The organism is Paenibacillus sp. 7516 (genome assembly GCF_002272715.1).
Lineage (GTDB): Bacteria > Bacillota > Bacilli > Paenibacillales > Paenibacillaceae > Paenibacillus > Paenibacillus illinoisensis_A.
Window position 1 is genome coordinate 57,438 of record NZ_NPBI01000017.1, and the last position, 12,616, is coordinate 70,053.

Annotated in this window: 20 protein-coding genes; all 20 read left to right on the top strand. The window is 43.7% G+C overall.

The window, feature by feature from the left end; all coding sequences use genetic code 11:
• Positions 1 to 30 precede the first annotated feature (30 nt).
• Complete coding sequence (locus CHI14_RS15665; RefSeq protein ID WP_170948154.1) at positions 31 to 342, top strand: hypothetical protein; 312 nt, start codon at positions 31 to 33, stop codon at positions 340 to 342.
• Between the two features lie 214 nt (positions 343 to 556).
• Entirely contained in the window at positions 557 to 1,003 is a 447-nt protein-coding gene (locus CHI14_RS15670; RefSeq protein WP_170948155.1) for a LytTR family DNA-binding domain-containing protein, read from the top strand.
• Entirely contained in the window at positions 1,000 to 1,410 is a 411-nt protein-coding gene (locus CHI14_RS15675; protein WP_095289443.1) for a hypothetical protein, read from the top strand. Before CHI14_RS15670 ends, CHI14_RS15675 begins: the two co-directional genes overlap by 4 nt.
• Positions 1,411 to 1,425: 15 nt before the next feature.
• A complete protein-coding gene (locus tag CHI14_RS15680; RefSeq protein WP_095289444.1) occupies positions 1,426 to 1,845 on the top strand; it encodes a hypothetical protein in 420 nt (139 codons plus the stop codon).
• Positions 1,842 to 2,192: an immunity protein Imm33 domain-containing protein gene (locus CHI14_RS15685; protein WP_249281136.1), complete on the top strand. Its 351-nt coding sequence runs from the start codon at positions 1,842 to 1,844 to the stop codon at positions 2,190 to 2,192. Before CHI14_RS15680 ends, CHI14_RS15685 begins: the two co-directional genes overlap by 4 nt.
• 48 nt (positions 2,193 to 2,240) lie before the next feature.
• Complete coding sequence (locus CHI14_RS15690) at positions 2,241 to 2,744, top strand: GNAT family N-acetyltransferase (RefSeq protein ID WP_095289445.1); 504 nt, start codon at positions 2,241 to 2,243, stop codon at positions 2,742 to 2,744.
• A 381-nt stretch (positions 2,745 to 3,125) separates the two neighbouring features.
• On the top strand, positions 3,126 to 3,992 hold the full coding sequence (locus CHI14_RS15700; RefSeq protein WP_095289446.1) for an adenylyl-sulfate kinase: 867 nt from the start codon (positions 3,126 to 3,128) through the stop codon (positions 3,990 to 3,992).
• A gap of 128 nt (positions 3,993 to 4,120) precedes the next feature.
• A complete protein-coding gene (locus tag CHI14_RS15705) occupies positions 4,121 to 4,612 on the top strand; it encodes an NUDIX hydrolase (RefSeq protein ID WP_095289447.1) in 492 nt (163 codons plus the stop codon).
• 8 nt (positions 4,613 to 4,620) lie between these two features.
• Positions 4,621 to 5,187, top strand: coding sequence for a histidine phosphatase family protein (locus CHI14_RS15710; RefSeq protein WP_095289448.1), 567 nt, complete (start codon positions 4,621 to 4,623; stop codon positions 5,185 to 5,187).
• Positions 5,188 to 5,326: 139 nt separating this feature from the next.
• Positions 5,327 to 5,983: a Type 1 glutamine amidotransferase-like domain-containing protein gene (locus tag CHI14_RS15715; protein ID WP_095289449.1), complete on the top strand. Its 657-nt coding sequence runs from the start codon at positions 5,327 to 5,329 to the stop codon at positions 5,981 to 5,983.
• 2 nt (positions 5,984 to 5,985) lie between these two features.
• Entirely contained in the window at positions 5,986 to 6,876 is an 891-nt protein-coding gene (locus CHI14_RS15720) for a PhzF family phenazine biosynthesis isomerase (protein WP_095289450.1), read from the top strand.
• Between the two features lie 26 nt (positions 6,877 to 6,902).
• Positions 6,903 to 7,355, top strand: coding sequence for a nucleotidyltransferase domain-containing protein (locus CHI14_RS30485; RefSeq protein WP_249281137.1), 453 nt, complete (start codon positions 6,903 to 6,905; stop codon positions 7,353 to 7,355).
• On the top strand, positions 7,352 to 7,663 hold the full coding sequence (locus CHI14_RS30490) for an aminoglycoside adenylyltransferase domain-containing protein (protein WP_249281138.1): 312 nt from the start codon (positions 7,352 to 7,354) through the stop codon (positions 7,661 to 7,663). The genes CHI14_RS30485 and CHI14_RS30490 overlap by 4 nt, the downstream gene beginning before the upstream one ends.
• Positions 7,664 to 7,741: 78 nt before the next feature.
• On the top strand, positions 7,742 to 8,173 hold the full coding sequence (locus CHI14_RS15730) for a cytidine deaminase (RefSeq protein ID WP_095289451.1): 432 nt from the start codon (positions 7,742 to 7,744) through the stop codon (positions 8,171 to 8,173).
• 21 nt (positions 8,174 to 8,194) lie between these two features.
• Positions 8,195 to 8,662, top strand: a complete 468-nt coding sequence (locus CHI14_RS15735) for a GNAT family N-acetyltransferase (RefSeq protein ID WP_095289452.1) — start codon at positions 8,195 to 8,197, stop codon at positions 8,660 to 8,662.
• A complete protein-coding gene (locus CHI14_RS15740; RefSeq protein WP_170948156.1) occupies positions 8,625 to 9,659 on the top strand; it encodes a phosphotransferase enzyme family protein in 1,035 nt (344 codons plus the stop codon). The genes CHI14_RS15735 and CHI14_RS15740 overlap by 38 nt, the downstream gene beginning before the upstream one ends.
• Before the next feature lie 181 nt (positions 9,660 to 9,840).
• Complete coding sequence (locus tag CHI14_RS15745; protein ID WP_095289454.1) at positions 9,841 to 10,641, top strand: inositol monophosphatase family protein; 801 nt, start codon at positions 9,841 to 9,843, stop codon at positions 10,639 to 10,641.
• A 159-nt stretch (positions 10,642 to 10,800) separates the two neighbouring features.
• A complete protein-coding gene (locus CHI14_RS15750; protein ID WP_095289455.1) occupies positions 10,801 to 11,391 on the top strand; it encodes an HD domain-containing protein in 591 nt (196 codons plus the stop codon).
• Between the two features lie 49 nt (positions 11,392 to 11,440).
• Complete coding sequence (locus CHI14_RS15755) at positions 11,441 to 11,896, top strand: NUDIX hydrolase (protein WP_095289456.1); 456 nt, start codon at positions 11,441 to 11,443, stop codon at positions 11,894 to 11,896.
• A 17-nt stretch (positions 11,897 to 11,913) separates the two neighbouring features.
• Positions 11,914 to 12,246: an HIT family protein gene (locus tag CHI14_RS15760; protein ID WP_095289457.1), complete on the top strand. Its 333-nt coding sequence runs from the start codon at positions 11,914 to 11,916 to the stop codon at positions 12,244 to 12,246.
• Positions 12,247 to 12,616 lie beyond the last annotated feature (370 nt).

Consider the following 12,616-nt stretch of genomic DNA (forward strand, 5'->3'; position numbering starts at 1 on the left):
AAATTTGAGTATCAGAAATTTTCATGCAATGTGGATTTATTTCATAGAAATCTGGATATTATCGTTAGGTTTTATGATGGATCAAGAGAACCTGCGGAAGAGGAAATTGTTGATCTGGTGATCGCCGATCCGGGTTATGGCTACCTTATACTGAAGTATAAAGGGGATGCCGCGTTATTGAGTGGATTTCTGAATGAGTCGGTTTTTGCATCGGATGAGATGGTAGAAGCTGCAATTGATTATGTTGAACGCTTGTCACCACATTCTCAAAGTGTATATATGCCGTATCACGTGTCTCGATTCAAGCCAACAAGTTATGTGGAATACAATGGGGAATACTGAGCATTCCCCATACAGCATTCTTTAGGGTACATAAACAATGGATGTAAATTCACATAACAACGTTATTTAGTGGTAAAGAGAAGAGTGATTTATCCGATCTACATACAATAGTCTGTTGATGTGCAACAAACCTGCAACTTCTTGCAACAAAACGCAATTCAGTATGCTGGTTTTTGTTTTGCCTGTAATATGAGTGATGAGAGGAGGGCAACACGTGAAAGTGACATTTGAAACAGATGCATCCATGGAACGAAGTCTCGCCAAGGTAGTGACCAACCCGGCCGAACAACAGCGTTGGGAGGAGATTGATAAAGCGATTAGCCACTTGGAAAGACAACTGGTCGTCATCAATCCGAAGAATAACCGCAATGTCCAGATCCAGCCAAGCTCAGTCCTTGCCATTGAGTCCGAGGATCGAATGTGCAATGTACGTGTGATTTCGGGAGAGAGCTATCTGCTTGGTAAACGTCTTAAATATGTGGAAGAAGACATGGATTCGTCCCAGTTTCTGAAGATTAACAACTCAACGATGATCAATGTTAAACACATCAAGACGTTCGCCGCCACAGACCATGCCAGAATCCAGGTTGAGCTTAAGGATGGATCCAGCTACTACGTCAGTCGGTACTATATCAAAAATTTCAGGGGGAAATTATTATGATCGCAAATCTCAAGCATTCGTTTTTTCAGGTATTTACAATAACTTCACTATGGGTCACGCTGCTGATAACCTTGTTCTTCGAAGATCAGACGATCCAGATGGGGTATCTATGGAATCTCGCCGGAATTGCGTTCATCGCAGCCGTGGTATTTGGAGTCATATACGATGCGCTGTGGAACTACTTTACGTTGAAACCGATCTGGAATATTGTGATCTCGTCTACCATTAACATTCTCGGAGGTACGGCGGGTGTGTGGTTGTTCTCAGAGGAGATGTTCCACTTTATCGCACCGTGGTTCCCTGGCATGTGGCTTTTGTCGATTGTGCTGCACACAATTGCCTTTTATTTTTATGCTAGAATGGATAGCAAGAAAAAAGCGGAAGAATTAAACAAGATCCTGAAGTAGACAAGGAGAAAGCATATGAATGAAGAAAAGGCTCTTCAGGAGTTCGGCTTGGAGCCGGGCTCCCGGGACAGGGAGCGCATTCGTACACTGCTGCAACAAGAGATCGACAATTCAAGTACGAGGGACAATGATTATCTTAGAATCTTATGTGTCATGTTGTTTGCAATCGGTCATGTAGAGGACACTCAGCTCATCTGGCAGGCCAAAAGAAAGAATCAGGATACGGGTAGTTATGTGGATGTACAACTGCTGTGTGGTGCCGGGTTTGAGGACACGATAACGTATCTGGAGCAATTGGGAGGACAGCAAGCAGAAAAGCAGATACAATATCTCAGACAGTGTGAGCCATTTGACTTTGTAGACTTTTCCAAAGAGGAATGGATCGCCCAGTACAAGCAATATTACGGCGTTATCGAGGGAGGGTCCTCACTGTGACGACATCGTTTATCCAGGAACAGATGCAGATGTGCAGTAAATATCATGCCGAATATATGCCAAGTGAGCTGCACCATAAGATTGGAATCGCTACGAATGTCCTAGAGAAGATCGAACCCATTCACGGATTGCGCTTGGAACCTGTTGGAGATACAACCGGATGGTACAGCTGGGCGGGGGAATATTCGGATGCAGACGACTTTTTCGTACCATTACATACAGCACACGTGGATGAATGGGATCCCAAAATCAAGAAGTACCTGGGACTCGGGCCAGGTTGGCGATTTCTAATTGCAGAAGACGTTGAGGATGTGTGGTTTGACGAACAGTTACTAGATCAGAAATAACCACAGAAGATCAATGAATTCAAAGACACCGTCCAAGGAGAATACATCATGAATAACCTTACTATCGATATACAAGAGTACACTGACGAATATCAATCCCAGGTGGTCCGTTTGATTTTGCAGATACAGCAGCAGGAATACCAGATTTCCATCACCGGAGAGGAACAGCCGGATTTGCTTGAGATCGAAACCTTTTATCAAAAAGGAATCGGGAACTTCTGGATCGCACTTGACGATGAAGAAGTGGTGGGTACGATCGCTCTGCTGGATATTGGAGAGGAGCAAGCTGCGCTCAGGAAGATGTTTGTAGCCAAAAATTACAGAGGCAAGGAACTTCAAGTTTCGAGTCGTCTGCTGTATCAGGCATTTCAGTGGGCCAAGGAGAAGGCTGTGCATGATATTTACCTTGGAACGACACAGCAGTTTGTGGCAGCACATCGATTTTACGAGAAAAATGGATTTGTTTCGGTTACACGCGAGGCACTACCGGATGCTTTTCCGGTGATGAAAGTAGATAGCAAGTTTTATCATCATACCACGCCCTTTGCATGAGGCAGTCATGCAGAGCGGCGTGTTTTTTTATTCAATAGAATTAATGAAAGATAGCATACTTGAATCGTTCGCAAATTCCACATTATGGGTTATGATGTATCAAAGAGTAATTGTAACATACATAGGAAGTTTGATCCGGACGGTTTTGGAATCTTTGACACATTGGGGAGGAAACAGAATGAAGGCCATTTTTCTTGATTTCTATGGGACGGTTGTGCATGAAGACGACGATATACTTCCAGTGATCTACGAACAAATATCCATCCGGAGTTTATGTGCAGGGATCTGACAGAAGTTCTGAAATTGTTGTGAGGATGACTAAGATAAGGTCATGAAACCGAAAGTCTATTAAATTTAAAACGAAATTCAGGTGATGTAATTATGGCGAGACAATTAATTCTTGTTGAAGGGTTACCCGGTTCAGGAAAATCCACGATTGCCCAGATGATATCCAACATCCTCATTCAGCGAGGGCTGCGAGTACAGCTTTTTCAGGAAGGGGATCTGAATCACCCAGCTGATTATGAAGGTGTAGCCTTTTTCACTGCAGATGAGTTTGGAGATTTATTGGATGCTCATGAAGCATGCAGAGATGTATTGAAGAGTAGAGCCATAGCTTATCGTAATGGTTATCTGATTCCTTATCGCAAAATAAAAGAGGAACTGGGAGAGGCGTTTCCTGACCATACGGTGCAGGAGATTTTCAGCCGCGATATTTACGAATTGCCTTTTGAACAAAATAAAGATCTGATCACTTCTAAATGGCGAAGCTTCACCGAAAGGGTGTTAGCAGCTAATGAGGATACCGTCATTATCTTTGAATGTTGTTTTATCCAGAACCCATTAACGATGGGTCTTGTGAAATGCAATCAATCCCGAGAAGATAATGTCAACTATGTGCTGGAGCTGGAGCGCATCGTTCAAGCATTGAATCCGCTATTAATCTATATTGATCAGAAGGATATTGCGCATACCTTTGATAAAGCGGTTAAGGAAAGACCCAAGGAATGGTCAGAAGGATTTATTCAGTATTACACGAACCAAGGTTGGGGAGCTTCAAGAGGATATCATGGGGTTTCAGGCACCGTGAAGGTGCTTCAGGCAAGAAAGGAGCTCGAAACCGAGATTTATCAGATACTGAAGATGAACAAATATTGGCTGGATAATTCGGAGTATAATCTGTCTGCTTGTCAGAACGAACTGGAGAACATTCTGAATGAGGCGTTTAAAGGTGTGGGAGGAGAATGATACAGCCAATGAAAAAGACGTTATTCGAGCTTGTCTACGAAGTTGAGAATGAAGCTCTGTATATGGGCAAGATTTACGAGTTGCGAGTTTAGAGATTAATCAATACATAACGGAGGTTTACTTGTGCAATGACAAATCCCAACAACAATAACATCTCATATGAGCGAAATAACAATAATTTCAATTTCCGCGTGGCAGGCATTGTGATGGATGCAGGACGAGTTCTGCTGCATAAGGCGGGGCAGGATGATTTCTGGAATCTGCCCGGGGGACGGGTTGAAATGAATGAGGCGACTGAAGCTGCTATCGTGCGAGAAATGATGGAGGAACTGGGCATCCATGTTGAAGTGCAGAGACTTGCATTTGTTAATGAAGATTTTTTCGACTACAACGGCCAGATGTTCCACGAGATAGGATTCTATTATGTCATCGCCTTACCGGAAGCCCATAAGCTGTATAGTCAAATTGAATTCAAGGGGCTGGAGGATAACGGAAAGTTAACGTTCCGTTGGTTTTCCTTGGATGAGCTTGAGCACATGGAGGTCTACCCGGTATTTTTGAAAAAGGAACTGCATAATCTGCGTGATGTGAAGAGCATCCAACATTTCATTCAGAAATAGAGGGAGATATGGAGATTACATTTATTCGTCATGGTCATGGTGAACATTTGATAGATTACCCGAACCGGTTAAATGAGCTTCACCCTGGTCTCACCGAACGGGGAAAGAGTCAGGTGACAACGCTGTGTAAACAGTTGAAGCTTGATCCTCATGACGTTTTCTTGGTGAGTCCAACGAGACGTACCATTGAAACAGCACTTCTTATAACCGCAGAAGAACATCTTACGATATGTCCGCTTGTAGGTCCAAGAATGTTTCCTCAGGATCCGGAGTTCGTTCCCTTCATCTGTGATCAGATCTATTCCAAGGAGGAGCTTGATACTCAGTTCCCCGGGCTGAGCGTACTGGATTTTGGATTAGAGTGTTGGAATGAAGGTGTTAACCGGATGAATGGAAATCAATTTGAAGTACTTGCTAAGGGGCTTCTCCAATGGTGCAGGGATCAGGAGGGCAGCACCTATATCATTTCACATGATGGCACGATAACCAACTACAGGATGTTGCTTGGAGAAAAAGGACTATCAAGAAGAGATTTTCTTGGTGAGGCGGGAAAGTACACCATTAAGAACTTTTAAAGGCCGAACAAAGAGGTTTTGCGGCAGTGGGTTCCTTTAACGGAACAATGTTCCCCTTTATCAAGGTGATAGGAAGTAGGGTTTGCCTAACATCAGTTGCAGAACGGGATTTCGACTTTATATGTAAAGGAGGAAGAGCATGACCAAGTTGGTTTTATTAAGTGATCTACCCTTTCAAACCAATGAAGAATTGAATCAAAGGATATTGGAATTGTTCGGTCGCGACAAGCCTTCGACCGGTTATATCCCTTCTTGTTCCGACACGGAGCGGAAATATTTTGAGCATACCGTACGTTACTATAATCAACTGGGTATAGAGAACATTCATTATTATGATCTGGACCAGGAATATGACCCACGCACGTTTGAGCAGATTTTGGAAGCTGATGCGATTCATTTATCCGGGGGAAATACATTTTATTTTCTGCATTTATTACAGAGAAGAAATGTACTGGACTTATTGCGTTCCTATGTGCAGGAAGGCGGTATGCTGATCGGAGTCAGCGCAGGCAGTATTCTAACCACACCAACCATTGAAATAGCTGGATATGGCAAGGATGCAGACGAGAATCATGTGGGTCTTCAGGACAAACGTACGCTTGGACTCGTTGATTTCGAGTTCGCACCCCATTGGGACGGAGAGGAAGACAGTCTCGATTCGCTCAGAAGTTATGCAGATACAATCGGTGCGGAAGTCTATGCCTGCCAAGACGGCGACGGGATCGTAATCGATCGAAATGTAATAGAGCTATATGGGAATGTGCGTCTTATTGATCCTAGGAGAAGGGGGATTTAAACATGGAGGTTAAGGTCTACCATTATGATGCATTTTCAGCAGTTCCGGGCAAAGGTAATCCGGCAGGAGTCGTCTTTGATGCTGATGATCTAAGTGAGACGGTCATGCAGCAGATTGCGCATAAGGTTGGTTTTAATGAAACGGTGTTTGTGCTTAACTCCAGGACAGCCGATGTGAGATTACGTTATTTTACGCCGGGTCATGAAATTAATCTGTGCGGTCATGCGACGATGGCATCGCTGTTTGGTTTGAAGACACGTGGATTACTGGGGGACCAGGAGTCAATCACGATCGAGACCAATGTAGGCCTATTACCTATACGGTTTGAGCAGGATGGTGACACGATCAACATGGAGATGAAGCAGGATCAACCTCAGTTTGTGCCGTTCAGAGGTGATATCGGTAAGCTGGCAAGCAGTGTAAATCTAACCTCCGATGATCTGGATCTATCCATGCCTATCGTGTATGGAAGCACAGGAACCTGGACGTTGTTGATCCCCATTCGCAAACTGGATTCCTTTTCCATGATGAAACCGAATTCTGCTGAGTTTCCTGAGGTTTTGCTTGAAAACCCCAAGGCTTCCTTGCATCCGTTTAGCTTCGAAACGCGTGACTCCGAGGCAATGATGCATGCCAGACATTTTTCTTCCCCTTTCTCAGGTACCACGGAAGATCCTGTAACAGGAACGGCCTCCGGGGTGATGGGTGCCTACTATTTAACCTATGTGAACCGTGAAGCAGATCAGGTCAAGTTCGTCGTGGAGCAGGGACATGAGATCGGAAGAGATGGAAAAGTTGAAGTGAGCGTGACCCGGGAAGGACAGGGTATGGATGTGAGAATTAAAGGGACGGCTGTTTTTGTGCGTGAGATGAACATTGAATTGGATATTTAACAGCGTACCTGAAAGGAGGTTTTTCCTTGGATGAACGAATTGTTTTGCAGGACGTTACTCGTATTTTAAAAGAAGAATTAACGGATTCGCTCGTTGGCATCTATTTGCACGGTTCCATGGCCATGGGGTGCTTTCATCCGAACCAGAGCGATATCGATATCTTGGTGGTCTGCCGGGATAAACGATCTGCTGATCTATATCGAAGAATTGCACAGAAGCTAATGCATATGGAAGACGAGATGCACATGACAAAAGGTTTTGAGCTCAGTATTGTACTGGAATCCACAACCGCGAACCTGGCATATCCAACTCCGTTTGAATTTCATTACTCCGCTATCACCGGGAAAAGTATCGAACGGATGAGCACTATCTCTGCGGAGGGTTCGATGATCCGGATCTTGTCGCACACATCGCGGTCATCTATGACAGGGGAATTGTCTTGCATGGGACACCTATTAAGGAGCTCTTCCATCCTGTGAAACGTGAGTATATGCTTGCATCCATTACGTCAGACGTGGCTTCAGCTTCGGAAGAAATCGTAGATAACCCTGTCTACTATGTATTGAACTTGTCGCGTGTTTTGCTATATATGAGAGATTCAGTGATCTATTCCAAGCGAGAAGCCGGAGAGTGGGCTCTGGATGGGCTTCCTCCGAAGTATAAGACCGTTATCTCGCAAAGCCTTGCAAAATATAATGGAGAGCTGGAGAACCTGAATCTCAGTGAGTCGCTGCTGTTGGAATATGCGGATGATATGTTGAGAGAGATCCACAGCTATAAGAAATAAACGATTCAATAATTCTACGAATTGCAATTACGGATTTGAACATTTCAAGTATCAATAGTTTTTTAAAGGAGAGACATCATGACAATCACGACAGAAGATTTGGAATTAATTCAGGAAGCCAAGAACATCATCAAGCATCTATACTGCGAAGGCAAACATCACATTGGTGCCGCAGTGCGAACTCAATCCGGAAAGATATATACCGCGGTACATCTGGAAGCTTACATTGGTCGTGTCTCGGTGTGTGCGGAAGCCATTGCGATTGGCAAAGCCATTTCGGAAGGTGAACACGAATTAGCGACCATCGTTGCTGTACGGCATCCGGAAATCAATCCGGATGATCCCACGGAAAATGCTGATCCACAATTGGACGTGGTTTCACCATGCGGTATCTGCCGAGAATTGATCAGTGATTATGGGCAGAGCACACAGGTCATTTTGCAGGGAGAAGAAGGATACACCAAAACAACAATTGGGCAGCTTCTACCACAGAAATATTCAAGGTCATAAGGAAAGAAAGAAGGTGCAAAGATGTTTGAGATTATGGATATCCGGCAAAAGCCAGACTTGCTGCAGGCAGCTGTTCAATACTTTTGGAAGCAGTGGGGTACGGAAACAAGTTATCATTTTTACCGGGATTGCATGGAGCGTTCAGTGGATACGAACAGTGATGTTCCAAGGTTTTATGTAATGTTGGATGGAGATAGCATTATCGGAGGATATGCTCTGCTAAGAAGCGACCTGAACAGCCGGCAGGATCTCTTTCCCTGGTTTGCATGTCTTCATGTCTTTCCGGAATACCGGGGCAAGAACCTGGGCAAGAACCTGGGCAGCCAATTACAGATGCACGCAGTAAATCAGGTGAAGTTGAAGGGATACGTCAAACTCTATTTGTGTACGGATCTACAAGGTTACTATGAGAAAAATGATTGGACCTACATTGGCAAAGGATATTTGCTGGATGATGAAGAGACGAGAATCTATGAACTGCAATTTTGATGAAATCATAAGGCACTACTTCAAAAACGCGGAGTATACCTTGGAGGCCGTTCCGTTCGGTTTGACTAATACAACCAAAGTCATTGAAATCAATAAACAGAGGTTTATTATACGGATTTATAACAGCCACATCAAAACGATTGATGGGTTGGAGCTTGAATCTCAAGTAACAGCATTTCTACATAAGGCACAGGCTTCATTCGAAGTCCCGATCTTCCTTCATACATGTAATGGTAAGGATTATGTGGTCATGAGAGATGGTTCGCTTGCGGCAATGACTACTTTTTTGGAGGGGAAGCTTCCACAGTTGTCTGACATGGACAAAGCCGAGAAGTTCGGCAGGTTGGTTGGGGAATTTTCGTTTCGAATGAGTGAGTTTCCGATGAAGAAGGGCGCGTATACGGGCATATCCTTTCATAAAATGTACAACATTCACCCACTCGCAAATCGTGATTCGGTGAAGTCCTTTTTTGCGGATCTGCCTTTTGAATTAACAGCAGAGCGGTGTACGTTTTATCAAGCAATGATTACTGAGATCGACAATTCCCATCCTGATCTAGAAGTGCTGCCGCAACAGCTCGTTCATCATGATTTGTTGATTTATAATCTACTGGGTGAATCGGGTAAAATTACAGGGGTATTAGATTTTGATTTTATGGGGATGGATGCTGCTTTCATGGAACTTACGATTAGCCTGAATCATATTATTCAGGAGTCTAGCGGTTCCTTGGATTTGATTGAGGCCTTCCTTCAAGGATATGGAAACGTTCGCAAGCACTCTTCTATTGAATTTGGCTATTTACGCCTGCTAACTCAAATCTATTTTGTTGCTGTGTTGCATTTCTATATTGGTCAGCATTATGCGGGAGCTGCGATTGAATCGCCTTTTACGTTTATGAGCGATCAGTTTGAGAGGAATATAAGCTTGCTTGCAGAGTATGATGTACAGATTCAACAATTGCTTCATAAGTATGTGATGGAGACAAATGCAACTTGAAGTGTCGGGATGGGCTGTAATGGATCAACATTTACCTCATAAGAAATTGAAAAACGATGCTCTTACCTCTCACCCAAATGGGGAGATTAATCCATTCCATAGAAGGTTGTATTGCCAGTGATCATTGGAAGTGACCGAAATCCAGAAAGACTGATCAAGTAAACCAAGCGGAGGGACCTTTATGGAACAAACCATTCGTTTAGCACAAGATATCGCAGAGAGCGTCATTCGTGAAGCGGGTCAGATCGCCAGAGTTCATTTTGACCAGATCACCTGTGCAGTGGAAAAGGACAAGTTCGGCGACGTTGTAACTGATGTGGATCATGAAGCAGAGCGAATCATATGTGATGCAATCAGCCATACCTTTCCCGAGCATGAAATTCATAGTGAAGAACGGGGGCATAACGGCCAGAAGAGCGAGTGGTTATGGATGATCGATCCGTTAGATGGGACTAATAATTTCGCCATTGGATTTCCCGTATTTTCTGTTTCCATTACATTGATGTACCGTTCAGAACCTGTTCTTGGGGTTATTTATGAACCGATGGTAGACCGTTTATTTGTGGCGTCACGGGGAAATGGGGCAAGTTGTAACTTGAATCCACTGACAGTTAAGAAGAAAGAGAATCTTCTAAAGGGAACGATTGGTTGGATACAGGGGCATCAGGTACAGCATGAGGAGAATGCTGTCCGGCTGCGACAACATCTGGATATACGTTTTAAGAGAGTGATGAGATTATGGGCTCCTACCCTGCAGTGGTGTATGCTGGCCAAGGGAGATATCGATGGTATTGTGCTCTACAACTCAGAGGGGGACGATCTTTACTCAGGAATCCTGATGGTAAAAGAAGCGGGTGCCATGGTTATGGATTTTGATGGCAATTTATTCGAAGGTATGAGTTCAGAGCCTTATCTGATTGCCTGTCATCCGGAGCATCGCGACTATTTCCTGAGTGTGGTTCGGGAGGGATTGGGCGTATGATTAGTGAGCTTAATCAACTTGATTTTGATAAGGTGAAGCATCTTATGGACTTGTAATGAATTGAGACTACATATGATAGCGGTTGAAATTGGTGTGGCGAGGTTTACTGGTATGATCTTATAAAATAGAGTTGGTTTCGTATTTAAAGGAGGATATATCATGAGTGAATCTTTACAGGATCAGATTCAATTTCTAATTGAGATTGATAAATTGAAAACAATTGAACGGAGAACAAGAATTATCCATGGCGATAGACGTGAAAATGATGCGGAGCATTCATGGCATCTGGCCATGATGGCGTTGGTTTTACAGAGTCATGCGAATAAGGAGGTGGACATCCTGAAAGTCATTAAGATGCTTCTTATTCATGATCTGGTTGAAATCGATGCTGGAGACACCTTTGCTTACGATACAACTGGGTACACGGATAAATTTGATCGTGAAAACAAGGCGGCTCATCGGTTGTTCGGCATGCTGCCCAAGGAACAGGCTGAAGAAATGCATAATCTCTGGCTAGAGTTTGAGTCAAAGGAAACGAATGAGGCACAATTTGCCTCGGCTCTCGATCGATTACAGCCTCTGATTCACAATTATCAGAATGAAGGAGATACGTGGCTAAAATACAACGTTACAAGTGATCAAGTCATCAACAGAAATCGTGAAATGGCAGACGCTTCGGATACATTGTGGACGTACGTGCAGCAGTTAATTCAAAACTCCATAGATCAGGGAATCCTGACCAAATCATAGCAACACGGATGGACTGGGCACATTCATTGAGGGAAAAGAGGGAGCACTCATGGGCTACATTATGGAACTTCGAAAACTGGTTGGCTCGCGGCCGCTGATTATGGCAGGTTCTTGTGTATTGGTGTTCAACGAAGAGGGCCATCTGTTGCTGCAAAGACGTACAGACAGTCTCGACTGGGGGACGCTCGGTGGTTCGCTTGAACCGGGTGAGTCGCTGGAAGAGGCGGCAGCACGGGAATTGTATGAGGAAGCGGGATTAAGGGCAGAGACGTACAAGCTTATTACCGTTTTCTCGGGTCAGGATATGTATTATAAGTATCCCCATGGAGACGAAGTATACAATGTGACGGCTGTTTATGAAGCTACAGGAATCAAGGGTAATCCAGTGGTTATGGACGATGAGGGGTTAGAACTCCGATACTTCGATCTGGGCCAACCGGTCCCAGAGATTAATCCCTTTACAGAGTATGTACTAAAAAAGGCAGGCTATATCAAATCCAACTAAAGAAAGGATCGTTCCATTTGACACAAGACTTTTATTGTGAGGAAGTTCTCAGTGGTAAGACGGAAGTTGAAATTGTTATGGAGACGGATAACGTGCTGGCCTATCACCATACCCGGCCTTTTTATGAACATCATATTGTGGTTATTCCCAAGATCCACATTTCATCCTTCATCTCAGAAGAAGAAACGAATGACGATGAGCTGATACTTGAAATCATGCGGGTCATTAGAGAGATCGCTGCGGATATGGTGGAGCGTACGGGTGCTTCCAAAATTGTGACCAACCTCGGTAGTTATCAGGATTCAAAGCATCTACATTGGCATGTCATCAGTGGTGAACGAGTGACTTAACTTGTGTGAGCAACGGGGGTAGGGTGTGGTTATGCTTTCTTTAATTGTAGTTTGTAGTGAGCCTTATAATAGAATAATTGATATTGACGACCGGCTTGATTAGTTGGTTGTTTGTTTTTTCATAAAGTAGAGAGGGAAGGGACTTACAAAGATAAATTGAGTAGTAGATAACGAACTATATTCGATCTCCAGATGTAGATATTCGAAAAGATTCAAAAAAACACTTTACAAACAATCCTTAAACATGATATATTATTTTTCCGGCCGCAAGAGGCGCGGGAAACTCAAAAAATATTTTGAGAAAAAACTTTACAAGTTACAATGAAATGTGATATATTCTAATTCCGGCCTTGGAACAGTCGGCAAGGAA

What these genes read in the sequence shown, in the direction of transcription:
- CHI14_RS15675 (WP_095289443.1), top strand. Translation starts at nt 1,000, where the DNA reads ATGATCGCAAATCTCAAGCATTCGTTTTTTCAGGTATTTACAATAACT.
- CHI14_RS15680 (WP_095289444.1), top strand. Translation starts at nt 1,426, where the DNA reads ATGAATGAAGAAAAGGCTCTTCAGGAGTTCGGCTTGGAGCCGGGCTCC.
- CHI14_RS15690 (WP_095289445.1), top strand. Translation starts at nt 2,241, where the DNA reads ATGAATAACCTTACTATCGATATACAAGAGTACACTGACGAATATCAA.
- CHI14_RS15700 (WP_095289446.1), top strand. Translation starts at nt 3,126, where the DNA reads ATGGCGAGACAATTAATTCTTGTTGAAGGGTTACCCGGTTCAGGAAAA.
- CHI14_RS15705 (WP_095289447.1), top strand. Translation starts at nt 4,121, where the DNA reads ATGACAAATCCCAACAACAATAACATCTCATATGAGCGAAATAACAAT.
- CHI14_RS15710 (WP_095289448.1), top strand. Translation starts at nt 4,621, where the DNA reads ATGGAGATTACATTTATTCGTCATGGTCATGGTGAACATTTGATAGAT.
- CHI14_RS15715 (WP_095289449.1), top strand. Translation starts at nt 5,327, where the DNA reads ATGACCAAGTTGGTTTTATTAAGTGATCTACCCTTTCAAACCAATGAA.
- CHI14_RS15720 (WP_095289450.1), top strand. Translation starts at nt 5,986, where the DNA reads ATGGAGGTTAAGGTCTACCATTATGATGCATTTTCAGCAGTTCCGGGC.
- CHI14_RS15730 (WP_095289451.1), top strand. Translation starts at nt 7,742, where the DNA reads ATGACAATCACGACAGAAGATTTGGAATTAATTCAGGAAGCCAAGAAC.
- CHI14_RS15735 (WP_095289452.1), top strand. Translation starts at nt 8,195, where the DNA reads ATGTTTGAGATTATGGATATCCGGCAAAAGCCAGACTTGCTGCAGGCA.
- CHI14_RS15740 (WP_170948156.1), top strand. Translation starts at nt 8,625, where the DNA reads ATGATGAAGAGACGAGAATCTATGAACTGCAATTTTGATGAAATCATA.
- CHI14_RS15745 (WP_095289454.1), top strand. Translation starts at nt 9,841, where the DNA reads ATGGAACAAACCATTCGTTTAGCACAAGATATCGCAGAGAGCGTCATT.
- CHI14_RS15750 (WP_095289455.1), top strand. Translation starts at nt 10,801, where the DNA reads ATGAGTGAATCTTTACAGGATCAGATTCAATTTCTAATTGAGATTGAT.
- CHI14_RS15755 (WP_095289456.1), top strand. Translation starts at nt 11,441, where the DNA reads ATGGGCTACATTATGGAACTTCGAAAACTGGTTGGCTCGCGGCCGCTG.